The 22,487-nt window shown below is 40.2% G+C and carries 21 protein-coding genes and 1 pseudogene; 15 read left to right on the top strand and 7 right to left on the bottom strand.

From position 1 onward, the window contains the following. The first annotated feature begins 59 nt into the window (after positions 1 to 59). Positions 60 to 383, top strand: a complete 324-nt coding sequence (locus MHZ95_RS16900) for a GyrI-like domain-containing protein (RefSeq protein WP_239391962.1) — start codon at positions 60 to 62, stop codon at positions 381 to 383. 56 nt (positions 384 to 439) lie between these two features. Here MHZ95_RS16900 and MHZ95_RS16895 read toward each other — a convergent pair whose 3' ends face one another. The 3 genes and pseudogenes from MHZ95_RS16895 to MHZ95_RS16885 form a co-directional block, all read right to left on the bottom strand. Further along, entirely contained in the window at positions 440 to 790 is a 351-nt protein-coding gene (locus MHZ95_RS16895; RefSeq protein WP_239391961.1) for a DUF2200 domain-containing protein, read from the bottom strand. Positions 791 to 901: 111 nt separating this feature from the next. Continuing rightward, positions 902 to 2,062: pseudogene (locus tag MHZ95_RS16890) on the bottom strand (IS4 family transposase). 234 nt (positions 2,063 to 2,296) lie between these two features. Beyond that, a complete protein-coding gene (locus tag MHZ95_RS16885) occupies positions 2,297 to 2,740 on the bottom strand; it encodes a carboxymuconolactone decarboxylase family protein (protein WP_239391960.1) in 444 nt (147 codons plus the stop codon). A gap of 122 nt (positions 2,741 to 2,862) precedes the next feature. On the opposite strand from MHZ95_RS16885, the gene MHZ95_RS16880 reads away from it, so the two are divergent. Then, the gene (locus tag MHZ95_RS16880) at positions 2,863 to 3,354 is read left to right on the top strand and encodes an RrF2 family transcriptional regulator (protein WP_239391959.1); all 492 of its coding nucleotides are present in this window, start codon (positions 2,863 to 2,865) and stop codon (positions 3,352 to 3,354) included. A gap of 88 nt (positions 3,355 to 3,442) precedes the next feature. Next, on the top strand, positions 3,443 to 4,051 hold the full coding sequence (locus tag MHZ95_RS16875; RefSeq protein WP_239391958.1) for a dihydrofolate reductase family protein: 609 nt from the start codon (positions 3,443 to 3,445) through the stop codon (positions 4,049 to 4,051). Positions 4,052 to 4,074: 23 nt separating this feature from the next. Here MHZ95_RS16875 and MHZ95_RS16870 read toward each other — a convergent pair whose 3' ends face one another. Beyond that, positions 4,075 to 5,013 carry an aldo/keto reductase gene (locus MHZ95_RS16870; protein WP_239391957.1) on the bottom strand — a complete coding sequence of 313 codons (939 nt, stop codon included), beginning with the start codon at positions 5,011 to 5,013 and terminating at the stop codon, positions 4,075 to 4,077. A gap of 155 nt (positions 5,014 to 5,168) precedes the next feature. Between MHZ95_RS16870 and MHZ95_RS16865 the strand changes: the two genes are divergently transcribed. Continuing rightward, complete coding sequence (locus MHZ95_RS16865; protein WP_239391956.1) at positions 5,169 to 5,915, top strand: IclR family transcriptional regulator; 747 nt, start codon at positions 5,169 to 5,171, stop codon at positions 5,913 to 5,915. Positions 5,916 to 6,206: 291 nt separating this feature from the next. Here MHZ95_RS16865 and MHZ95_RS16860 read toward each other — a convergent pair whose 3' ends face one another. The 3 genes from MHZ95_RS16860 to MHZ95_RS16850 all read right to left on the bottom strand — a co-directional run bounded on the left by MHZ95_RS16860 (position 6,207) and on the right by MHZ95_RS16850 (position 9,906). Next, on the bottom strand, positions 6,207 to 7,751 hold the full coding sequence (locus tag MHZ95_RS16860) for an alanine/glycine:cation symporter family protein (RefSeq protein WP_239391955.1): 1,545 nt from the start codon (positions 7,749 to 7,751) through the stop codon (positions 6,207 to 6,209). A gap of 93 nt (positions 7,752 to 7,844) precedes the next feature. Continuing rightward, positions 7,845 to 9,026: a MalY/PatB family protein gene (locus MHZ95_RS16855; protein WP_239391954.1), complete on the bottom strand. Its 1,182-nt coding sequence runs from the start codon at positions 9,024 to 9,026 to the stop codon at positions 7,845 to 7,847. Between the two features lie 67 nt (positions 9,027 to 9,093). Further along, on the bottom strand, positions 9,094 to 9,906 hold the full coding sequence (locus MHZ95_RS16850) for an AraC family transcriptional regulator (RefSeq protein WP_239391953.1): 813 nt from the start codon (positions 9,904 to 9,906) through the stop codon (positions 9,094 to 9,096). A 342-nt stretch (positions 9,907 to 10,248) separates the two neighbouring features. Here MHZ95_RS16850 and MHZ95_RS16845 point away from each other — a divergent pair, with 342 nt between their 5' ends. From MHZ95_RS16845 to MHZ95_RS16795, 11 genes are all read left to right on the top strand, one after another. Then, positions 10,249 to 10,758 (top strand): YfiT family bacillithiol transferase, encoded by a 510-nt coding sequence (locus MHZ95_RS16845; protein WP_239391952.1) that lies wholly within the window; start codon positions 10,249 to 10,251, stop codon positions 10,756 to 10,758. A 564-nt stretch (positions 10,759 to 11,322) separates the two neighbouring features. After that, entirely contained in the window at positions 11,323 to 12,165 is an 843-nt protein-coding gene (locus MHZ95_RS16840; RefSeq protein WP_239391951.1) for a phosphate ABC transporter substrate-binding protein, read from the top strand. A 51-nt stretch (positions 12,166 to 12,216) separates the two neighbouring features. Further along, entirely contained in the window at positions 12,217 to 13,131 is a 915-nt protein-coding gene (pstC, locus tag MHZ95_RS16835; protein ID WP_239391950.1) for a phosphate ABC transporter permease subunit PstC, read from the top strand. Between the two features lies 1 nt (position 13,132). Then, positions 13,133 to 13,957 carry a phosphate ABC transporter permease PstA gene (gene pstA / locus MHZ95_RS16830; RefSeq protein WP_239391949.1) on the top strand — a complete coding sequence of 275 codons (825 nt, stop codon included), beginning with the start codon at positions 13,133 to 13,135 and terminating at the stop codon, positions 13,955 to 13,957. A gap of 51 nt (positions 13,958 to 14,008) precedes the next feature. Then, positions 14,009 to 14,776 carry a phosphate ABC transporter ATP-binding protein PstB gene (gene pstB / locus MHZ95_RS16825; protein ID WP_239391948.1) on the top strand — a complete coding sequence of 256 codons (768 nt, stop codon included), beginning with the start codon at positions 14,009 to 14,011 and terminating at the stop codon, positions 14,774 to 14,776. A gap of 199 nt (positions 14,777 to 14,975) precedes the next feature. Further along, complete coding sequence (gene phoU / locus MHZ95_RS16820) at positions 14,976 to 15,635, top strand: phosphate signaling complex protein PhoU (RefSeq protein ID WP_239391947.1); 660 nt, start codon at positions 14,976 to 14,978, stop codon at positions 15,633 to 15,635. Between the two features lie 156 nt (positions 15,636 to 15,791). Continuing rightward, on the top strand, positions 15,792 to 16,361 hold the full coding sequence (locus MHZ95_RS16815) for a cupin domain-containing protein (RefSeq protein WP_239391946.1): 570 nt from the start codon (positions 15,792 to 15,794) through the stop codon (positions 16,359 to 16,361). Between the two features lie 351 nt (positions 16,362 to 16,712). Then, the gene (locus MHZ95_RS16810; protein WP_239391945.1) at positions 16,713 to 19,124 is read left to right on the top strand and encodes an EAL domain-containing protein; all 2,412 of its coding nucleotides are present in this window, start codon (positions 16,713 to 16,715) and stop codon (positions 19,122 to 19,124) included. Positions 19,125 to 19,234: 110 nt separating this feature from the next. Then, on the top strand, positions 19,235 to 20,284 hold the full coding sequence (locus tag MHZ95_RS16805) for a hypothetical protein (RefSeq protein ID WP_239391944.1): 1,050 nt from the start codon (positions 19,235 to 19,237) through the stop codon (positions 20,282 to 20,284). Between the two features lie 182 nt (positions 20,285 to 20,466). After that, positions 20,467 to 20,862, top strand: coding sequence for an IDEAL domain-containing protein (locus MHZ95_RS16800; RefSeq protein WP_239391943.1), 396 nt, complete (start codon positions 20,467 to 20,469; stop codon positions 20,860 to 20,862). Positions 20,863 to 20,924: 62 nt separating this feature from the next. Further along, positions 20,925 to 22,484, top strand: a complete 1,560-nt coding sequence (locus MHZ95_RS16795; RefSeq protein ID WP_239391942.1) for a helix-turn-helix domain-containing protein — start codon at positions 20,925 to 20,927, stop codon at positions 22,482 to 22,484. Positions 22,485 to 22,487 lie beyond the last annotated feature (3 nt).

Genomic DNA, 22,487 nt, shown 5'->3' with positions numbered 1-22,487 from the left:
GTAGTGAATGAAACCGACTCCTACGAATTCCCGTAAAAAGAACGTGCCACCCACATTCTTTGCTGGAGCATTTCCATTCATTTGGTAGGAAACCCCCACTTCAAAAACGGAACGTTTTAAGCGGGGGAGGTTCATCGACACAGGAGACGGATTTTGATGGGTTCGATGTAGTAGAAGTCCCAGCACTAACTTGGGCAATCTTTTCATCTACAGGTGCGTTTCCGACAATCATGCAAGAGACATGGGGGAAAATAGTTTCGGAGTGGCTGCCTTCTTCCGATTATGAATTAGTGGAGGCACCTGAAATTTCATTTACGGGAGACTTGTCTGACAGCAATAATGTGTATAGTGAAATTTGGATCGCTGTACAAGAGAAAGGATAAATGTACTAAGTAGCTACAAGCAAAGGCCCCCTTTTTCATCAAGGGGGCTTACTTTGTTATTTCCGTAAAATCTTCTCCATCGTTTTGCCTTTTGCCAACTCATCGATCAGCTTATCCAAATAGCGGATTTCCTGCATCGTCGGTTCTTCTATGTCTTCCACTCGGACGCCGCAGACCACGCCTTTAATTAAAGTTCGTGAAGGGTTCAGTTGGGAAGCCTCCGCAAAGAAGGTCTCAAAGTCTGTCTCTTTTGCCAGTTGCGCTTCTAATTCTTCCTGGCTATAACCAGTCAACCAACGGATGATTTCATCGACTTCTGTTTTCGTCCGTCCTTTTTTCTCTGCTTTCGTCACATAATGGGGATAGACACTTGCGAAACTCGTTGTATAAATCCTATGTTTGTTCATGAACCATCCATCCTTTCTATATGTTCAGTACAGATCACATCACATTTTATTCAGTTTATCACAGTGTTCACTGTAGAGATATTTTTAATGGAGTCGATAAAATATATGATTTCAAGCGTGTTGATTAACCAAAATCAGGCAGGCTTGGACAAAATTATCCTGTGAAAAACAAGATACTCTTTTTAGAAGAACGATCATTTCTGATAGCCAATCGATTGGGAGCTCATTGTGCAAGAGCTTTCGGTGAAACTCGGAGAATGAAAGCACATGAAAAATCCTTTTATTTTTCGTATTGTTATAAAGCCATTTGAGGAGGACATAAGCGATCAGTGCGGCAAAAAGTTGGTTGTATACGGCGTTTGGTGTTGTTCCGAACAAAACAGGCACATTGAGATTTTGCTTAATCCAACGAAAGAAGGATTCAATTTTCCAGCGCGCTTTGTACATTTCCGCAATCAATTCGGCTGATACCATCATCAAATTGGTCACGACGCGAATTTCTCTTTTTCGATCATCGAGGAAAAAGACGACACGATGGCGTTTACTTGAGCGGGATTGTGGCGTTCCTAGTTGGCAAGTGATGTCCCTTGTAACGCGAGAACCCTTTTCAGGCGTACGCTTCAGCGATTTAGGCCGGAAAATCTCGACGTTTTCCTTGAGGCGAATGACAAAATCTTGTTTATCCGAAACAAACTGGTCAATTCGCTTGATTTTAAAATAGGCACGGTCCTCAACGAGGACAAAGCGCAGATCCACTAGCATTTCGCCAACAGGTCCATCGTGTTTAAGCCCTGTAGTTTCAATGACGCGTAAGGGCATTTCGCTTTCCGGAGAATAACTGATGTGCAACTTAATTCCCGAGCGTTCACCGTGATAGACCGCCCAAGGGAGACGGGCTTTTCCTACAGTAATTGTGGTGGAATCAATGATTAAAAGCTTATTAGGAATCTTGAGTGTTCGTCAGGTTTCCCGATTACACTTTGACACGATAAGATCAAACAATTTTTTCATCAATTCAAAATCAAGATGTCCTGCTTTTTTGGATAACGTCGAATAATTGACTTCTCTTAGACCGACACCTGGTCCAACATCCGCACAATACCGGAAACTTTTCCACTCGCATGCCGCCGCGGTGACGAGATACTGAATCAATGTCATCACGTCCAACTTGCGCGCTGTATCCTCATAGCCAACGGCTTTCTCCAGCAAATCAAGTTCTTCTGGGGAAACAAATTTTTGAATCAAATTCGGGAATATGGTATTCTTTTTCATAAGAAGCACCTCTTCTTGTATTTGATTGGTCGTACTTTCATTTTACAAGAAGGGTGTTTCTTTTTGTATTATTTTGGATTTTTATGGTTAATCAACACGCCTGATATGATTTATTCAAATACAACTACATAAGAAAATAGAATAGGCCGATGATTCCTTTGCTTAGGAAACATCGGCTTTTTCATGTTGAAATTTACATTCGTTATTCTCTTCTTATTGGCAGGCCCTCAACCTTTACCTTTCAGTTGCCGTATTTCCCATTGCGATAGAAATTCTATTCCAACTGTTGATTTGATTAATGATAAGAACGAGGTCAACATATTGTCTCTCGTCATAATGTTCACGTACACGTTGATAAAGCTCGTCTGGCACACGTTTTGTCGGGATCATAGTTACGTACTCCGTCAACTCAAGAGCTACTTTTTCAGCATCCGTGTAAAATGTACACTCTTTCCAAGCACTAATACAATATAGGCGCTGTTCCGTTTCTTTCATCTTTCTAGCATCAGCTGTATGCATGTCGATACAATATGCACAGCCATTGATTTGAGATGCTCGAATTTTAATCAGTTCACGGAGCTTGCGGTCTATACCTGTAGTTTTTGTATACTTTTCCATTTCCATCATAATGTTAAGTGCGTCTGGTGCAACGTTATAATAATCAATTCTTTGTTTCAATTTAGTATACCCCCTTAAACTAGGTTTACAATTAAGGACTAATTCAATCGACGATTAACAGTGTCTATAATATATGTTATAATTATTTTTGTCAACTGAATTATGAAAGCAGGTGGGTTTATATGGCGTATAGTGTTGGAGTTGAATATGCTTTACATTGTCTGGTTTATTTAATTGATGCTCCTTCAGAGGAAAGTGTTGGGATAAAAGATTTGGCAGAATTCCAAGGACTTTCCGAGACATTTCTTTCAAAAATTTTCGGTAAATTATCTAAGGCCGGTATTGTAAGTTCCATTCCAGGAGTTAAGGGCGGTTATAAACTTGCTAAATCTCCAGAAGATATTTCCTTTTGGGATGTTGTGGAAGCCGTTGAAGGTCCAAAACCTATTTTTCAATGTAAAAATATTAAAGATAATGGTTATTTGTATCGGGAAGGCTGCTGTTCAGCTCCCTCCTTTTGCACCATCAATTTAGTTATGCTCGAAGCGGAAGAAAAAATGCGTAATTATTTAAGGAGTCAAACACTTGCATGGTTAAATGAAGAGCTTGAGCGTACCTTGCCCAAACAAATACGTGAAGATACGCGGAAATATTTTACGAAGAGTAACATGTAAAAAAATCTCATGACATTCCTTGATTAAAAGAAATTTAATTTTGTTCAGCAATCGGACCATATGGTGAAACGACAAAGGAGGCGAAATGATGTCCAATAACGTAAGACCAAGAAAAATAATTTTAGATTTAGCAGTTACTTTAGATGGTTTTATTGAAGGCAAAAATGGAGAAATTGATTGGTGCGTCATGGACTCCGAGATGGGTTTTACTCATTTCCTCAATCAAATTGATACGATTTTGTATGGAAGAAAAAGCTATGATTTATGGGGACAATATACGCCGAAAATGGAAGATACTGATGATGAAAAAGAGATGTGGGAATTAGTTCATAGTAAAGAGAAATATGTATTTTCTAGAACGCAAAAAGGAACTGATCATAAAGCAATATTCATAAATGAAAATATTCCTGAAGAAGTATATAAATTAAAGAACAAACCCGGTAAGGATATCTGGTTATACGGTGGAGCAGATCTTATTACAACTTTTATAAATTTAGGGCTTGTAGATGAATTTAGATTATCAGTTCACCCTGTTGTTTTAGGAGAAGGAAAACCGTTATTCAAAGATATAAAACAGCGGTTAAACTTAAAAATGGTTAACACAAAAACATTCTCTTCCGGTGTTGTACAAATAATCTACCATGCGAATAGTGACGTTAACAGTAATCCTGAAGGTGATGAAGGGCGGTCCCATTAGTGGGACAACCCTTACACATTCTATTATTTACTCAGAATACCATCCATTAAATTTAACTCTTCTTTCGATAATCGAATGTCACTCGCTTGTACATTTTCACGGATGCGTTCTTTCCGTTTTCCACCTGGAATAACTGCATCTACGCCTTCTTGAGCAAGCAACCATGCCAATGCTAAATTAGGCAAAGTTGTCTCTTTACTTATGGCAAACTCCTTTAGTTGCTTCACTTTATCGAGCGTTTGGATAAATTGTTCGCCTTGGAATAACGGAACAGACTGACGCCAATCTCCGGCACCCAATTTAGTTTCTTTGGTGAATCCTCCACCGAGTAAACCGAATGCCAATGGTCCATACGGAATAAAGGAAATATCATTTTCGATGGTATAGGGCAATAATGCCTCTTCAGCTGAGCGATCCAACATGCTGTATGGGGATTGAAGCACTGAAATGTCACCATGGGCATTCGCTTCCTTCAATTGCTCGAGGGACACATTCGAAATCCCGATGGAACGGATTTTACCTTCTTCCTTTAAACGCGCTAATTCACCAATGGATTCGGCAAATGGCGTGACGTTATCAGGGAAGTGTAAATAATACAAGTCAACATAGTCGAGTTGTAGCCTTTGTAAACTCTTTTCCACTGCTTCTCTCAAATATTCTGGACGATTATCTTTTTTCACATCTTCTAAGTTCGTAAAGTTTTGTGATCCCTTCGTGGCAATGACAAGATCATCACGATTAAATTCTTTTACTACTTCTCCAACTAACTCCTCGGAACGGCCAAGGCCATAAATGTCCGCTGTATCAATGAATGTTACCCCGAGATTCAAGGCTTCTCTAACGAAGTCCTTTCCATCCTGTTCATTTACGTTTTGGAATAAATTATGACCGCCAACCGCGTTTGTCCCTAAACCGATTGTAGAGACTTCAAAATTGGATTTCTTTAACTTTGTATAATTCATGCTTTCTCCTCCTTAAGATTAATTAGCTTAAGCATAATTTCTAAACATTGAAAATCCAAATTTCTTGAGCAAAGTTTCATTTAATGGAACTCAAGCGGCTTATTGTGTATAAAAAGGATAGAGCACGTACACTAGTCAGAAAAGCGGGTGATCAAATGTCTCAAAATCAAGTATCTACATTAAAAAGAGGGCTTCTTGTGTTGGAATTTATCAAACAAAGCCGCGGGATCACTTTAGCGGAAGTGATGAAGGAATTTCAATTAAGTAAATCTACCGCGTTTCGCCTGTTAACGACATTAGAAGATATGAATTATATTTATAAAATTCAAACGCAGTATTTCTTCAATCCGAAGAATTTTATTGAAATAGCAGAAAGGCGTTCAATCAGGGATTGGAAATCCTTACAATCCGTTTATCAAGCAGCGCAACATCTGCAAATGGGCACCTACTTAGGAAAAGTGGATGGCACCGATCTTGTCATGACGCAAGTGTTACATGCACCCTTCCGGCATACGGCAGACGAAGAAGTTGGCAATCGTACCAAGTTGCATCAAACTGCTTTAGGGAAAGTGATTTTGGCTAATTTTGATGAGGGGAAGATTGCGTCGATAATGGATAAAATGTCGATGGAACCCGCAACGAAGAATACGTTTCAGGATCCACAACTCTTTCGTTATCATTTAAAGGCCATTCAGGATGACGGCTATGCGTTTGATGATGAGGAACTGACCATCGGCATCCGCTGTGTAGCCGTACCGGTTTTCCGCAATGGGGAAGTGATTGCCGCATTAGCAATTGGAGCACCAGCAGCTCAAATTTCACGCGGCAACATGAGAGAAATTGTCACAAAGCTAAAGGTAGGCAGTAAAGCCATTACGAGAGAAATAGAAAAATTTCATTGATCCCTCCCGTTGTGCGAAAGAAAAGACAGAATTAGAAAGGAGAAACTCCCGCTAATCCTGTCTTTATCTAATAAAGTGAAACTTCAATCAGTGGGGGTTTTCCCCATCCCCCACTGATAGAGGGGAACACAAGCTAAAAGCGTCACGTCCTGTGACAACGCTTGTGTGACCAACATCGTGTTGGCCCGAACCAATCGGGCTTTTACGGGCAGTTGATCTCCCACCTATCCTTATCCATTTACTCAAGTCTTGAGGTGGGAGTCTTACTGCCCGTTAAAGCGGGATAAAAAATTAAGACAATGTTGGAACTTTTGATTGATTGTTGGAATTGTTAGAATCTTTTGGTTGAGTGTTAAAAGCGTTATGATAAGCATTTACTTCTTCGGAGTAGTTTTCTGCAGTGATATCATCCCATAATTCTGCATTTTTAATTCCAATAGTAGATGGAATAAATATTGGATCAATTCCTTTTCTTAGTTGCTTTTCATAGTCTTTAAAAATTAAAACACCCTTTTTGGCAAGAAGTAATATGCAAATCGTGTTAATCATTGCAAGAAAACCACATAATGCGGACCCGAGATTCCATACAAGATCGGCTGAAACAAGTGGACCAACAAAAGCCATAGCTATAATGAAAATATTAAGTGTCAGTATTATTTTGTTATATTTCCTACCTTGAATATTTCCTCTTAACAAGTAGGCAACATTTGATTTAATATAAATTACATAAGCTAGGATTGTTGTAAATGTAAATAAGAACATTGCAATCGTAATAAAGATACCGCCAAAACCGGGAATAAAGTTACTAATTGCGGTTGCGGTAAATTCACCATTCGCTACACCTGGAACATTCTCAAGCAAGAAACCACCTTTTGGATTTTCTACGTTAAAGGTATTTGCAGAGAAAATCATGAATGCTGTTGCAAGACAGATAAAAATAGTGACAATTGTAGAAAATGCTTGTGCAAATCCTGCTTTAGCAGGGTGAGATACTTCCGCAGTACCTGCTACCATTGCCCCTGTCCCTAGCCCAGCCTCATTTGAGAATATTCCACGTTTCACGCCCCAAGAGATTGAACTACCAACTAAACCACCAAAAGCTGCATCAAGACCAAAAGCAGATTTGAAAATCATTGCGAACACATTAATGATTTCAGTATAATTTACGGCAAACATAATAATAGCCAGTAAAATGTAACCTGCTGACATAAATGGAACAATAACTTCAGCAACTTTTCCGATTCGTTTGAAGCCGCCAAATATGACTAACGCTAATAACACAACATAAGCCGTTCCAATAATAATGGGCTGCATATTAAAACTGACACTAGCGACTGATGTGAAGGAGTTTGCCTGTAATGCGGTAAAGATGATCAGGAAAATAATCGCATAGATCGCATAAATAATACCTAAGGGCTTCCACCTTAATCCTTTTTCTATATAGTAAGCTGGACCACCAACATACTCATCATTTACCCTTTCTTTATAAGTTTGTGCCAGTACTGACTCAATAAATGCTGACATAGAGCCGAATAGTGTCATCACGCACATCCAAAATATTGAACCGGGTCCTCCCATAAGAATCGCACCAGCAGTACCTGTGATAGTGCCGGTACCAACACGACCTCCTAGAGCAATCGAAAAACTTTGGAAGGGAGTTAATCCACTTTTAGAGTTTTTCCCTCCAAAAAGATTGGACACCATTTGATCTGTCATTCGAATCTGTGGGAATTTCATTAAAACCGAGAAAATGACACCGCTTACAAGACAAAGAAAAACTAGAACTGGACCCCATGCGAAGTTATCTAACGTTTTCACTATTTCATTAATATCCATCTATTAACCCCCAGTATGAATAAAACAAACGTTACAATCTTTAGGTATTTTACCAATCTTAATATAATCTAATTACTCCCGTCCCTATGTGAATTATGTTAAATCTTTGATCGCCGCAACAATTCTGCTCAGTCCTTCTTCTAGCTGAAATCTTGGACATGCAATGCTTAATCTGAAGTAGCCAAATCCCGGTTCCCCGAAAGTGGCACCGCTTTCGATTAACAAATCATATTTTGAAATTAACGTTTCCAAAAGTTCTTCTTGATCTACATAGGCTCCGAAATTCACCCATGCCAAATAGGTTCCCGCTGGTTTCTTAAAGCCGGTCTTGGGCAAATGCTCTTTTAAGTATTTTTCCATAAAGTCATAATTCTCTTCTATATATTCCGATACTTGTTCCACCCAATATTCACATTGATCATATGCCGCCTTTGATAACACCATATCCAATGGGGGAGCAAAACGAATATAGTGCTTGCCTTTTGTTTCATTCAGCCAAATTTCTCTTAACTCGTGATCATCAATGACAATCGAGGCAATCGGCAATCCGGCAACATTAAAAGTTTTACTAGGGGATACCGCTGTCATAATATTTTTGTAATCTGTAATGGTTTTGATCGGAAAGTGTTGGACATTTTTTCGGATTAAATCACAATGAATTTCGTCGGCAAATATATAGGTGTTTGTTTCTTCACAGATCCTTGCTATTTGTACCAACTCGCTTTTCGTCCAAACGCGTCCAATCGGATTTTGCGGGGAACATAAAAGCAGCATTTTATTATTGGGATCGCTTGCTTTTTCCTTTAAATCAGCGAAGTCGATTTTATAATCCCCATTCTCATTGATCAATGTATTATTGATGATTGTTCTGCCTTGTCCTTTGATGATTTCAGAAAACGGATAGAAGACAGGCGGTTGAATGATTACACCGTCTCCAGGTTGGGTAAGTGCTGAAATTGCAAAACCGATTGCAGGTAAAATCCCTGGGGAATAAAAGATGGATTCCTTATCGATTGTCCAATTAAAACGACGCTGATACCAACCGCATACCGCATCCAAATATTCGTCGCCGGGCATTGACTGTCCGAAAAAACCGTGTTCGACTCTATTTTTCAGTGCATCTACTATTTCATCGGCTATTTTAAATTCCATATCCGATAGCCAAAGGGGCAGGGTCGTTTCGGATGTGCGTTCATCCATAAAGTCCATATGATCCCATTTCACACTATCCGTGTTTCTTCTTTCATAAACTTTGTCCAAATCAAGTAATTTCATTGTCTTATCTCCTCGTATATTAAATTTGCTTACATTTTAATGATCCTGTACATCTTCACCAATTCGTTCAGGATGTAACTAGATTTCTATATGCACCAGGTGAAATACCAATAAAGGTAGTAAAGTAATTTGTGAAATGGCTCTGATCAGAGAAACCCGTTTTAAATGCAGCATCTACAGGCAAAACACCTTGTTCAAGCAACTTTTTTGCATTATTAACCCTTATCGTAATCAGATATCGATAAGGGGTAATCCCTTTTGATTTTGTAAATGCCCTCAAAAGAGTGGACTTGCTCAATTTGGCGTAATGGCATATTTGTTCCAGGGATATATTCTCTGTATAATGACGATTTATAAAATCACAGGCTCTTTCAACTTCTTCCTGACACTTTGGTAAACACTTTTCAAAAGACTGGCTGTATTTTTCTATTAAAACAGTCATCAAAAAGAACAGGCTCTCCTCTTTTTCAATTTCACTAAAGCCATTCATAATCATATGGAAGAGATGACGGAGACAATCATATAATTCCTCATTACGAACCATCGTTTTTGTGAAGCCTGGCAGATCATTCTGCCCCGTAACCTTCAGTGTCAAATCTTCCATAACCTCTGGACGAATGATGAATCCTTGATATAAGAAAGGTTCATCTTTTTTTGGCATAAAAGTATGGTTATCATAGGGATTCAGCAAAATAATATCTCCACTAGAAAACGTATATTCTTGATTTTTGCAGGAAACTAAACATTGTCCCCGTTGGACAAAACCGATAGTATAATGCTCATGAAAATGGTTGGGAAAAGGTTGTACATTACCTTCTAGCTGATAGGCTTCTATCTGTGTATCTTCATCCTTAAAAGCTTTAAAAGTTTCTCTTTTCATTCGCTACACCTCCTTGGTTTTTACTATACTTCAGTACTTTTTTTATGTATTGTAAAATATCTTCATTATTGAGTTAATTAAACTTGATTCAGCAATCCTCACTTCTATAAGTGGTGGGATGAATGTCAGGGTACGTATTAATCAGAGGGAGTTCAAACTTCCTGCTAATTAGAGGAAGTCTGGCTAAGGTCGCCATGTCCTGCGGCAACATGAAAGAAATTGTCACCAAGCTAACGTTAGGTAGTGTCTGATGCCGAGGTTTTACAATAACTGAATAATTCTGTATATTTAATGTTGATAACGAAATAGAGCAAAATAAAAATAGGGAAAAGAGGATGGAAAATGGATGTTAGATACCCAATTGGCAAATTACAAGTTCCCGAAAACGTGACTTTGGAAAGTGTACAAGAGTGGTTAAAGCAAATCGAAACGTACACGACTCGACTAAGAGAAACTGTCGGCTCCTTAAGTGAGGAAGAATTAAGCAAAACTTATCGTGAGGGTAGCTGGACAGTTCGCCAACTCGTTCATCATATCGCTGATTCCCAGTTGAACATGTATCAACGTTTGAAGTTGTCTTTAACAGATGAGAATCCTAGAGTACCAGCTTTTAACGAAGAAAAGTGGGCCATTCAACCGGATACAGAGCTGCCCGTTGAAATTTCTATGAAATTATTGGAAGGTTTAAATGAGCGCATCGTATCTTTAGGTCAGAGTTTAACGGAAGAGCAATTGGATCGGACTTTTGTCCATCAGGAAAATGGGGAAATTACTGTTGCCACAAAGGTTGCAAAATTAGCGTGGCATGAAGAACATCACTTAGCCCATATAAAAATCGCCCTATCGAAATAGTAGCGTACTTCAGGAATTAGGGCTGTCGAATAAGTCTTAATCATAGTTGTTCCAGTTGATGAATCATCCAAAATAAACGCACGGAGAAGATAAGATCATTTCTCTGTGCGTTTTTATTTTTTATCTTTTCCCAATTCGTTTACAGAGTCTTTAAAAAGGGGAAATTGAATAAAATGAGCTTCATTTTTTACGTTAGTGCAAAAAGGCCTCGGACAGCTGCTCGGACGCAGTTTTGGAATATTCAAAAGATACTTATATCGCATAATTCAGATTCTGTAAATAGAATTTACAAAACCTTTACAATAAAGCTTATCAAAATTTACAATTCGACATTATTCTTTACAAAGGGCCATCAATTACGCCTTGGCGTAATTGCGTCCAGATTTTGAATCGAGCTTGCTCGATTGAATCCTTTCAAAATCTGTGACATCCGCCGGAGGCTTTATCTTTATTCAGCGGGTGTTTGAAAATCCGTTGAATAGGCTATAAACAGCATTTAACTCGCCACCTATAGTGATGGGAGTTTTCTGCTGAATAAAGATAAATCATGTTGGAGGTATAGCGATGAAATTTAAAAGGAATGTAGCGAAAGGATTATTGATGATTTCCTTAGCCGTCATACTCACTGCATGCGGCAACAATGTCGAAGGAGGTAGCGGATCCTCAAATGATCATGTTGCTACCATCGCGATTTCCGGGTCTACTTCCGTAGGGCCTTTAGCTGAAAAATTAGCGTTTAACTATGAAGAAAACAATAATGTCAAAATAGAGATTAACCAGATCGGGTCATCCGCCGGGATTACCAATGCCATAAATGGTGTATCTGAAATTGGGATGTCTTCCCGTGATTTGAAACAGGAAGAGATCGATAGCGGATTGAATGAAGTAATCATTGCTTACGACGGTATTGTGCTCGTCACGCATCCGACGAACAAAGTGAAGGATCTCACATTGGAACAAGTGAAGCAAATCTTCACCGGCGAGGTGACCAACTGGAAAGAACTTGGCGGTGAAGATCTGGAGATTGTCGTTGTTTCTCGGGAGGACGGCTCAGGTTCACGTGATGCCTTCCAAGAGATTGTGGACTATTCATCCGGTGAGCTCGTGAGAAGCGCCATCATCGCAAGTGGAAACGGAAATATTAAAACGACGGTTGCCATGAACAAGCATGCGGTAGGTTTCATTTCCTTTGAATATATTGATGACTCCATTTCAACGATTGACATTAATGGAGTGGAAGCAACCGCTGATAATGTTTTGCAGAAAAAATATAAACTGTCACGCCCTTTCTTGTTTGTTAACAAAGAAGAAAGTCTGACGGATGCAGGACAACAATTCATCGACTACATTTTAAGTCCAGAGGGACAAGCTGTTGTTTCTGAAACGGGTGCGATCCCCGTTAAATGATCGATTGAGTCTACGTTTATTTTGTAAAAGCAATGTTGGAGGAATGTAGCCATGACAAGTCCACCTATTGAAAAACAAAACATAGGTAATGGTAAATCGAATAAACGAAAATATTTGTTGGAAAGTTTATCATCTAAGCTTTTCTTATTCTGTGCACTTCTATCCGTGTTCAGTTTGTTGTTGATCGTCGGTTTTGTATTTTATAGAGGGGCCCATCCGTTCATCGCAGAGGGATATAGCTTTTTCGACTTCATCTTCGGAGTGGACTGGGTGCCGAGTGAGGATAAATTCGGGATATTCCCAATGATTGTCGCTTCCCTTTACGCGACAATTGGTGCATTGATTATCGGGGTGCCGATTGGGTTATTTACAGCTATCTTCTTATCAGAAATTGCACCAAAGCGGTTTGCGAAAATCATTTCACCGGCTGTACAGTTGCTTGCCGGGATTCCGTCTGTTCTGTACGGGGTTTTCGGACTGGCGATTATTGTGCCGTTTTTGCAAGACAATCTAGGCTTAGTGAAAGGGCAAAGCTTATTGGCAGTCATTTTGGTATTGGCAATCATGATGCTTCCGACCATTGTGACGGTAGCCGAAACGGCGATCCGGGCGGTTCCGAAAACGTATCGGGAAGGTTCTTTGGCGCTTGGTGCTTCCGAAATCGGCACTATTTTTAAAGTGATCGTACCGGCAGCGAAGTCCGGTATCATGGCAGCTGTTGTTTTAGGTTTAGGGAGAGCAATCGGAGAAACAATGGCGGTCATTTTAGTGGCAGGAAACAGTTTGATCACGCCTACAAGCCTGACAGATAGTGTCCGACCATTGACAACCAATATCGCTTTGGAAATGGGTTATGCTGCGGGCGTGCATCAAGAAATGTTATTTGCAACAGGTATTGTGTTGTTCTCCTTTATCTTGATTTTGAATTTTGTGTTGGCAAAAATCAGTGCAGGAGGTGCTAAATAAAATGAGAAGTTTTAAGGATAACTTGTTGCGCGGGCTGCTATGGTTTTCCGCTTTCGTAACAGTTGCGATTCTTTTGCTAATTGTAGGCTATATTTTTTATAAAGGATTCCGTTTGATCAATTTCGAGTTCATCTTTGGTGATTATTCACCGACAGGCGGCGGAGGGATTTGGCCGATGATTGTGACGACCATCTATACAATCGTCATTTCATTGTTGATCGCCACACCTATTGGTATTTTGGCCGCTGTGTATCTACAAGAGTACGCGAAGCAGGGCCGGCTTGTACGGATCATCCGTTTTGCCACAGAAAGCTTAACAGGCATTCCGTCCATCATCTATGGATTGTTTGGTGCGGTATTCTTTGTGACGACGTTAAAGCTCGGGATGTCGATCATTGCGGCATCACTCACGTTGACCATTATCGTATTACCTGTCGTCATCCGAACGACGGAAGAAGCATTGAAAACAGTGCCCCAGACGTATCGTGAAGGATCTTTAGCTTTAGGGACAACGAAACTCCAAACATTGTTGAAAGTCATTTTGCCAAGCTCGATGCCCGGCATACTATCCGGTATCATTCTTTCCATGGGCCGGATTGTCGGTGAATCGGCTGCGATCTTTTTAACGGCAGGAACGGTGGCAGCGATGCCTTCAAGCATTTTTTCTTCTGCGAGGACATTAACGGTCCACTCCTACTTAGTGACACAGGAGGCAGGGGATATTGAATTGGCGGCGGCGATCGGTATTGTGTTGATCATTATTATTTTGCTTTTAAACTTCTCCGCAACGTATCTATCCAAGAAATTGAATAAAGCGGATTATTAATTTTTACAAATGGAGTAAGACATAGAAGCGAAGGAGGAGTAATTGTCACTTATGAAACAGTTAGAGGAAGCAGCAAAGATTCGTGTAAAAGACTTAAGTTTATTTTATGGAGATAAACAGGCATTGTTTAATGTGTCGCTTGATATTCAAGAAAAGGGAGTGACAGCATTGATCGGGCCGTCAGGTTGCGGAAAGTCGACTTTTCTACGAACGCTAAACCGGATGAACGATCTGATCGATGGTGTCAAAATCAATGGAGATATTGTCATCGATAATGAAGATATCTACAAATCGACTGATGTCATTAAACTTCGTACAAGAGTCGGGATGGTATTTCAAAAACCGAATTTATTTCCGATGAGCATCTATGATAATGTGGCGTACGGACCTCGCGCACAAGGCATTAAAAATAAAAAAGTCTTGAACGAAATTGTGGAGGAAAGCTTACGTGGCGCAGCGATTTGGGATGAAGTGAAAGACCGTCTTAAGTCATCAGCACTGGGCTTGTCAGGTGGTCAACAACAAAGGGTTTGTATTGCCCGTGCCATTGCGATGAAGCCGGACGTGATTCTGATGGACGAGCCAACATCAGCACTGGACCCGATTTCAACATTAAAAGTGGAAGAATTGATTGCACAATTGAAAAAAGACTATACAATTGTAATCGTAACACACAATATGCAGCAGGCTGCCCGCGTGTCCGATAAAACAGCTTTCTTCCTAAATGGCGAGATTATTGAATATGATGTCACGAATAACGTCTTTTCAAATCCAAAAGACCAAAGAACGGAAGACTATGTGACGGGCCGATTTGGTTAACAAGGAGGAATGAAGTTCAATTCCACCTTGTTAAAGGAAGGCAACCTAAATGCGCCGCGTCCTAGAAAATGCCTTAATTTCTGCAAAGGACGCAGAAATACGACAAATCGAACCCTCCGCTGTTCGATTGGCAACGGTTGCATGACCTACATCCTGTAGGCCCACAGATGTTGCAGTTTTAAATGAAGGGGTGACTTTGGTGAACGTTAGGAAAAACTTTGACAAGAACTTGCAAGAATTGCAGAACAAGATGAACGAGATGAACGACCTGACCGTAGCTGCATTTGAGAAAGCTTTCACGGCTTTTAAAACACAAGATGTTGAATTAGCTTTAAGGGTCATTGACGAAGACTCCGCAATCGATAATCTCGACCAGGAAATTAACCAATTTGCTGTGTGGCTGATCGCAAAAGAGCAACCATTTGCAACGGATTTGCGAAGAATCATTGCGTCCTTAAAAATCACTTCCGATATCGAACGCATCGCTGATTTTGCAGTCAATATTGCGAAATCGACGGCTAAAATCGGGATAACCGAATCACTGATTAATATTACAGATTTGGAGCAAATGAAAGAGATTTCCCTGAATATGCTTAAAAAGGCGGTATCTGCATTTATCAATGGCAACATGGTACTTGCTAAGGAAGTCGCTGATTTGGACGACCAAGTCGACAACTACTATGCTAATACTTATAAAAAGATTACCGAATTTTTACGGACACATCCAGAAGACACAACGCAACTTGTCCAATTATTATTCATCAATCGTTACCTTGAACGTACCGCTGACCATATTACCAACATCGCCGAAAGCGCTGCGTATTTGATCAAAGGGCAGATTTATGATTTGAATCAATAACCATTTCGTTAAGGTGAAATCCATTCATAGCTGAAGGATTTCACCTTGATTTTGTTTAGAAACTTGCTCCCTCTCACTAGGAGAACTTGGATGAACGTACATTTCAACAGCTGAACGCATAAGATATTTGTATAACTCGGTGAAGGGATTGAATAGATGTATTTTGTGCCTTGTATGTATCCGGTTCACTGTCCTTATTATATGAATATGCCAACATATGAATTTACGGGACCGCCTGTTTATGGGACTTTTTCGCAAGACATGAATGGGAGGAACGTATACGCCTCTCAATATAATTTCGAATCGGCTGATCGAATTCCGATAAAAGATTATGGTGCACAGCCGTTTGTAGTGAATATTAACGAAGCTGCAAAGCAAAACAATACCTATCGCACCGCTTTATGGACAGGTCCTCATTTACAAGTGACACTGATGAGCATCAATGTAGGCGACGATATCGGATTGGAAGTACATCCTGACAATGATCAATTTTTACGAATCGAACAAGGGCAGGGAGTCGTTCGAATGGGACCGCGACAGGATCGGTTAACGTTTGAAAGACAGGTCATGGACGATTCCGCCATTATGGTGCCAGCCGGGACTTGGCATAATGTGATCAACACGGGGAATGTTCCGCTCAAGCTTTACGCAATCTATGCACCGCCTCATCATCCATTTGGAACTGTTCATGCAACGAAAGAAATTGCTATGGCAGAAGAAGATTGAAATGCGCTAGGACCCATTGAATTTTAAATGGGTACCTGGCGCTTTTATTATTTCTTACATTGCGTTTATCTGACTACTTGAACCCTTTCCATACGCGTTTAGTCTCAACTGAATATTGAAGAGTTTGAAAAAATAGAAATAACAGAGGGTTCGTGGTACAATTTGACTATTAGACTTAAAGTGCAACATATAAACCTAAATGACTATTAAAGGGTGAACTAGGAATGATTCGTTTTGACTTTTGCGTGAGTTTATGACTAGTTGAATTTGAAGGTGATGGTTGCAATTCATTTGATCTTTGTCTAACTAACTAGGCTGATATGGCCTTTACTAGAGAGGGAGGGATGGTTCGTGCATCATCTGCATGGAACGCATGACATTTCTTTAGTTGCGCTCTCATTTGTCATCGCATTTATGGCTGCTTTGACAGCGCTTGATATAGCGAGAAGAGTGAACTTTTCGGAAGGATGGCAAAGGAAATTATGGCTGTTAAGCGGGTCGGCTGCGATGGGTATCGGAATATGGTCGATGCACTTTATTGGGATGCTGGCATTTCAATTGCCTGTGCCGATTACGTATGATGTGACCATCGTGATTCTTTCCATCATTGTTGCAATCATCGCTTCTTTGAATGGGCTTTATTTCATTTGCCAGCCGAATATGAGCACTAAGAAATTAGTCATTGGCGGTATATTTATGGGATTGGGCATTAGCGGGATGCACTATATTGGAATGGCTGCGATGAAAGGCATCCATATTCATTATCAGCCATTCCTTTTTATTCTTTCCATTTTAATTGCAATCGGAGCATCCACTCTTGCGCTTATGTTGGCATTTCAATTTCGTGAAAATCAAACTGGTATTGGCAACAAAGCGAAAATAATTAGTGGGATCATCATGGGTGTGGCAATTACAGGCATGCATTATACGGGAATGGCTGCCACAACATTTACGTCTGATGATCAAGGGATTGTAGAATCTGCCATGATCGATACAAATGCACTGGTAATCTCTGTTGCCATCAGTGCTGTTGTCATCCTCGGTTTTGTCTTGATCACCTCATTTGTTTTAGATCAACGATTAAGTGAAGAAATTGCTTTTACAGGAGCCATTCTTGAATCGGTGTTGGATTGTTTCATTATCATTGATCAAGATGGAACAATTATGGAATGCAACCCGGCGGTGGTCCGTACATTCGGCTTTTCCCGAGACGATTTAATGGGGAAGAATATGGAGAGGACGCTCTTTCCACATACATCGGATGCTATTACTAGGCTACTCGCCTCAAACGATGGACAAGTACGCATGAATGAACGAATCGAAACCATTGGTGTCCGGAAAATAGGAGAGGAATTTCCAGTTGAGATAACGATTACTAAAATCAAAAAAGAAGGGGCCTCTGTCTTTACTGTTTATGCGCGTGATATAACGGAACATAAAAAGACGGAAGAAACGATTAGAAAACTGGCTTATCAAGATCCATTGACAGGTTTACCCAATCGGCGATTTTTTAATGAGCAACTTTCAGCGACATTGAAGGATGCGCAAAAACAACAGGAAAAGGTGGCTATCATTTTTTTAGATTTGGATCATTTTAAAGTAATAAATGATTCCATGGGGCATACATTCGGCGATTTACTGTTATGTAATGTAGCAGAAAGACTACAAAAATGCTTGCAGAACGACCATGTCGTTTCCCGGAACGGCGGAGATGAGTTTACCGTTATTTTGAAAAATATAACTGAAACAGAAGCAGAGCATGCTGCTAAAACGATCATCGCTTCCTTGACCCGACCTTTTTATCTGGAAGCACATGAAGTTTTCATCACGACAAGTATCGGGTTATCGATGTACCCGAAGGATGGGGCAGATCAAGAAACGCTCATCAAAAATGCGGACACAGCGATGTATGAAGCGAAAGAGCAGGGGAGAAATGGCTTTTCATTTTTCCAACCGGGAAATGATTTGAAACTCTCGCAGCGTTTACAAATAGAGAATGAATTGCGAACAGCATTGGAGCGTAACGAATTTGTTGTTTACTTCCAGCCGAGGATCGATATCGAAACCCGAAAAATCATTGGCGTAGAGGCATTGGTTCGTTGGAATCACCCGGAAAGGGGCATCATTCAACCAAATGATTTTATTCCGCAGGCGGAAGAATCGGGGTTAATTGTCCCTATTGGGAATTGGGTGTTGCAAACAGCTGTCAGACAAGGTAAAAGATGGTGTGAACATTTATACCCTATCAAAATGTCTGTGAACTTGTCCGCTTTGCAGTTCAAACAACCCGATATGATAAAGTGGATTTCCGAGACGTTAAAAAACGAGGATTTTGAACCATCCTTGTTAAATCTTGAAATCACGGAAAGTGTGGCACTAGATGTCGAGTACTCCAATCGGATATTAGAGGGTTTGAAAGAGATTGGTGTAAAAATTAGCATGGATGATTTTGGAACCGGATACAGTTCACTTGGATCCCTGAAAAAAATGCCAATCGATTATTTAAAGATCGATCGATCCTTTATCCAAACTATTACTGATAGTCCAGAAGACACCGCCATTGTGAAAGCGATCATTTCAATGGCACAAAGTCTACAGCTTCAAGTTATAGCTGAAGGCGTCGAGAACGAGGAGCAGCTTTTGCTCTTACAAAGTTTACAATGCGATGAGATGCAAGGTTATTTCGTCAGTCCACCTATCCCAGCTCAGGATATGGAAAGAATGCTTGTTAAAACACTTCACCACAATCAGCTTACACTCTAATGATACTAGTAAACTAGTGATGGTCTGTCATGTATACGGTTACTATAGTAAAATGACAACTGAATATATGAAACGCTTATTTTAGCGGTTATGAAGAAAGGGAAGAAGTCATGCTTAAGAAATTATGCTCGGTATTCATGTTCAGTTTCCTATTGGTTGGTTGCACGGATGACAATGCACATGAGGAGACGGTAGATGAAGAGGTAATCGAAAAGAAAACGGTCGAACAGTATGTAGCTGAGTTTGAAGCGACGCCAAATTATCAAGAGCGTATTGAAGGGATAGAAGTCCGTTTTCTGGAACCTGTTGATTTTGAAGGGGATGAAGTGCCGGAAATGGTGCTTGGCACGGATGATACTTTAACCACCAGCAATGTAACTGTTTTTAAACAGGAAAACGATCAATGGATACAAGATACAGCGCTCCATTTTGAGTCAACTATACATATATCTGTGGAGCCAATCGGAAAACTCACCTATGAGGATGGAACGATGAAAGAGGCATTTGCTTTCGGCAGAAGAGAAGCACATGCGACCTCCATGAGCGAAAGTTTTTCGATTTTGAATTATAACGAAGATACGCAAACCATTAAAGAATTGGTAAGCATACCTTTACAATCGACGGAAACGTATCGGGCGAGTTTGGAAGAAAATAAAATCACTGTCATTGCACAAAATGGTTCTACTGTGGATTATCGATTTAAAAATGGAGAAATCGTCGATCAAAACGGGAATCGACTGGGGATCATTATTGACGAAGCGTTAGCCGAACTTGTTGGAACGAATATTAATGACTATGCCATCAGTTTGGCAGATGCTTACTACGTTGCACAAAGTAAAATAAAAGAAGATTTATTGGCGGAAGAATATAATGAAGGTGCAATCTGTTCCTTTTATGAAACGTTTTTCATTTGTGATTATCATAAAGAAAATGGAGGGATGCATGCGTATTATATTACGCCTAAAAAAGAAGTGAAAGCAGCAGAATTGACAAAGATTTTCAACCGGACTGTGGATATTGAAAAGTGGAATAACGAAATGGAAGGCGGCTATTCATACACGGCTGAAGTAATGACAGATTCGGGTATGTATAACCTGCAATTTAATGGAGAATCACCGGATTCAGTGTTAGAATTTATCGCTTATGTACCAAACCAATAATATACATGAATGTGGGGCAGATGATATCTTATACGATTCATCTGCCTTTTTGCAATCCATTCTAAGTTATTAATATCTTTTTTCAGAAAATAGGGTTATTATAGTCTATAAAGCATCGTGGTGAAAATGATTCTCATTATCGATAAGGTTGAAAATTTATATTGTATGGAGGAGGCGTACAGATGAACGAACATTTCATAATACTGGAAACGTTTCAGCATCCGGTCAGATGTTGCTGTCCGGGACAAGGACATGAATACACGGTTGAGTTTAAGCAAGGGGATATTTGGTTTCTCACAAAAGAGCGCAAGTATATCGATTGTCTTGGGTGGTATTTTTTAATGGCTTTCAATAATGAATACCAGTTTTATATTCATGTGGAGGATATTGAAAATCTCTATCGTGAAGGTAGCATTTGCTCCATTTTAGACTTGGAGTTAAAAATTAATTACTTGAATAGTAAGGTGAATGAAGCACTTGACGAACAAGATCGGAAAGCTTTCCTTTCGTACACAGGCGAATTGAATGATGTACAGAGTATTAAGGAAAAAATGAAGTATACACCTGTATACAATTGAAAATAAGCATTTGAGTAAAATATCGTAAATACGGTATTGAGAATCCATAAGAGGAGTGCGTCATGAATTATCCACAACATCTCTATGCTGTAGTCGGCGTAGAAGTGAGTAATCAGCATACTACGATTCCACAAGACCAAGCGATGATTCTCTATGTGGCGGAGGGGGAAGTGGAGGTGGTTGTCGATCGCCGTACATTTCTTGTAGGGAGTGATTCTTTACTCGTTATTCAAGGTCGTAATCCGATCCAAATTAAGGTGCTGCAAGGTGAATATCAGCTTGTCCGTTTCCGCAATTATCATTTAGTCGATGAAGGGGTCCGATTGGTTTACGAGGCGGATCCTTTGCGATTCATCCATGAATTTATTCGGTACGAAGGTGTGACGCAGGCTGTCGTCGATGCTTTTGCAGCTCTTCGGAGAAGTGAAGCCGTCTATGATTTTCAAACATTACTTGTCCATATTCATCACGCATACGAAACGTATGAGCGCAAGGTGAAACAGCATGCGTTCGAGGATGTGATCCGGTATATGAAAAAGTATGCCCATCATTCTTTGACGCGTGAGCTCGTGGCTAAACGATTTGGCTATAATGCGAATTATTTCTCGGAAAGCTTTAAAAAAGAGACGGGTTGGGGATTTAACGAATATTTATCGCATCTCCGATTGGAAAAAGCGAAGATTGAATTGTTAAGTTCCCCGCAAACGATTCAGGAAATTGCCCGACATGTCGGCTATCAAGATAGCTTGTATTTAAGCCGTAAATTCCGTCAGCAAGTCGGATTGGCTCCGAGTAAATTTCGTGATCATGCTCGGATTGAAAATGTGGCAACGCTACAGTTTACAGGCGCATTACTGGCAACCGGCTTGAAGCCAAGTGCAGTTTTGACGGCTTATTACAATGTGCCGGAATTGATTCAACCTCAAGTGGCGCCTGCGATTCAACTTTCAAATAATTGGTTGAAAGAAAACATCGGTTGGGGCGAGCAGCAACCGGATTTAATCATCGCTTCTGTTTTTAAATATCCGGATAAATCGTATGTACGCCGTTTAGAAGAGGTTGCGCCAGTCATCGCTTTGGAGTGGGATACGTATGATCGCTTGGAAGAAGTACGAATGCTTGGGAAATTAGTGGGACGCGAGGAACAAGCCGAGGCATGGATCCATCACTATGAGAACAAAATAGCAGAGGCACAATACGCTTTACGCTCCGTTTTTTCTCCCGAAACGACTGTCGGTGTGTATGAATTACGAAATCATGGCCGAGTTGGAATTTGGCGATCCAGTTCAAGGGGTGCTTATAATATTTATGAAATGTTACGGCTCCAACCGAATGTTGCAATCGAAAAGGAAGTATTGATCCCTAATCGAGGAAAACTGATTGAAGAAAGAGAGCTGCCGCATTATGCAGCCGATGAAATGTTTGTTGTCGTACATAACAAGGAACAGATGCATCGCTTTTTTAATGAAGTATGGCAAAGCCTTCCTGCGATGAAACGGCAAAAAGTTCATCTGTTAAGGCTTGAAGATTTTTGGTCCAGTGAAGGGGTCGCTCTGGAAGCACAGCTAGGGATTCAGATGGACTATTTACTTGGGAATCGAAAATCTGATATTTATCTATGAAGA

It is taken from the genome of Sporosarcina sp. ACRSM (assembly GCF_022346545.1).
Taxonomy (GTDB): Bacteria; Bacillota; Bacilli; order Bacillales_A; family Planococcaceae; genus Sporosarcina.
Note: the sequence above shows the minus strand (reverse complement) of the source record. Positions and strands in the feature narration are given on the sequence as shown.

Excerpts from the sequence above, each read along its gene's own strand:
- MHZ95_RS16895 (WP_239391961.1), bottom strand. The coding sequence starts at position 790 with ATGAACAAACATAGGATTTATACAACGAGTTTCGCAAGTGTCTATCCC.
- MHZ95_RS16880 (WP_239391959.1), top strand. The coding sequence starts at position 2,863 with ATGGCGTATAGTGTTGGAGTTGAATATGCTTTACATTGTCTGGTTTAT.
- MHZ95_RS16875 (WP_239391958.1), top strand. The coding sequence starts at position 3,443 with ATGTCCAATAACGTAAGACCAAGAAAAATAATTTTAGATTTAGCAGTT.
- MHZ95_RS16870 (WP_239391957.1), bottom strand. The coding sequence starts at position 5,013 with ATGAATTATACAAAGTTAAAGAAATCCAATTTTGAAGTCTCTACAATC.
- MHZ95_RS16865 (WP_239391956.1), top strand. The coding sequence starts at position 5,169 with ATGTCTCAAAATCAAGTATCTACATTAAAAAGAGGGCTTCTTGTGTTG.
- MHZ95_RS16860 (WP_239391955.1), bottom strand. The coding sequence starts at position 7,751 with ATGGATATTAATGAAATAGTGAAAACGTTAGATAACTTCGCATGGGGT.
- MHZ95_RS16855 (WP_239391954.1), bottom strand. The coding sequence starts at position 9,026 with ATGAAATTACTTGATTTGGACAAAGTTTATGAAAGAAGAAACACGGAT.
- MHZ95_RS16850 (WP_239391953.1), bottom strand. The coding sequence starts at position 9,906 with ATGAAAAGAGAAACTTTTAAAGCTTTTAAGGATGAAGATACACAGATA.
- MHZ95_RS16845 (WP_239391952.1), top strand. The coding sequence starts at position 10,249 with ATGGATGTTAGATACCCAATTGGCAAATTACAAGTTCCCGAAAACGTG.
- MHZ95_RS16840 (WP_239391951.1), top strand. The coding sequence starts at position 11,323 with ATGAAATTTAAAAGGAATGTAGCGAAAGGATTATTGATGATTTCCTTA.
- pstC (WP_239391950.1), top strand. The coding sequence starts at position 12,217 with ATGACAAGTCCACCTATTGAAAAACAAAACATAGGTAATGGTAAATCG.
- pstA (WP_239391949.1), top strand. The coding sequence starts at position 13,133 with ATGAGAAGTTTTAAGGATAACTTGTTGCGCGGGCTGCTATGGTTTTCC.
- pstB (WP_239391948.1), top strand. The coding sequence starts at position 14,009 with ATGAAACAGTTAGAGGAAGCAGCAAAGATTCGTGTAAAAGACTTAAGT.
- MHZ95_RS16815 (WP_239391946.1), top strand. The coding sequence starts at position 15,792 with ATGTATTTTGTGCCTTGTATGTATCCGGTTCACTGTCCTTATTATATG.
- MHZ95_RS16805 (WP_239391944.1), top strand. The coding sequence starts at position 19,235 with ATGCTTAAGAAATTATGCTCGGTATTCATGTTCAGTTTCCTATTGGTT.
- MHZ95_RS16800 (WP_239391943.1), top strand. The coding sequence starts at position 20,467 with ATGAACGAACATTTCATAATACTGGAAACGTTTCAGCATCCGGTCAGA.
- MHZ95_RS16795 (WP_239391942.1), top strand. The coding sequence starts at position 20,925 with ATGAATTATCCACAACATCTCTATGCTGTAGTCGGCGTAGAAGTGAGT.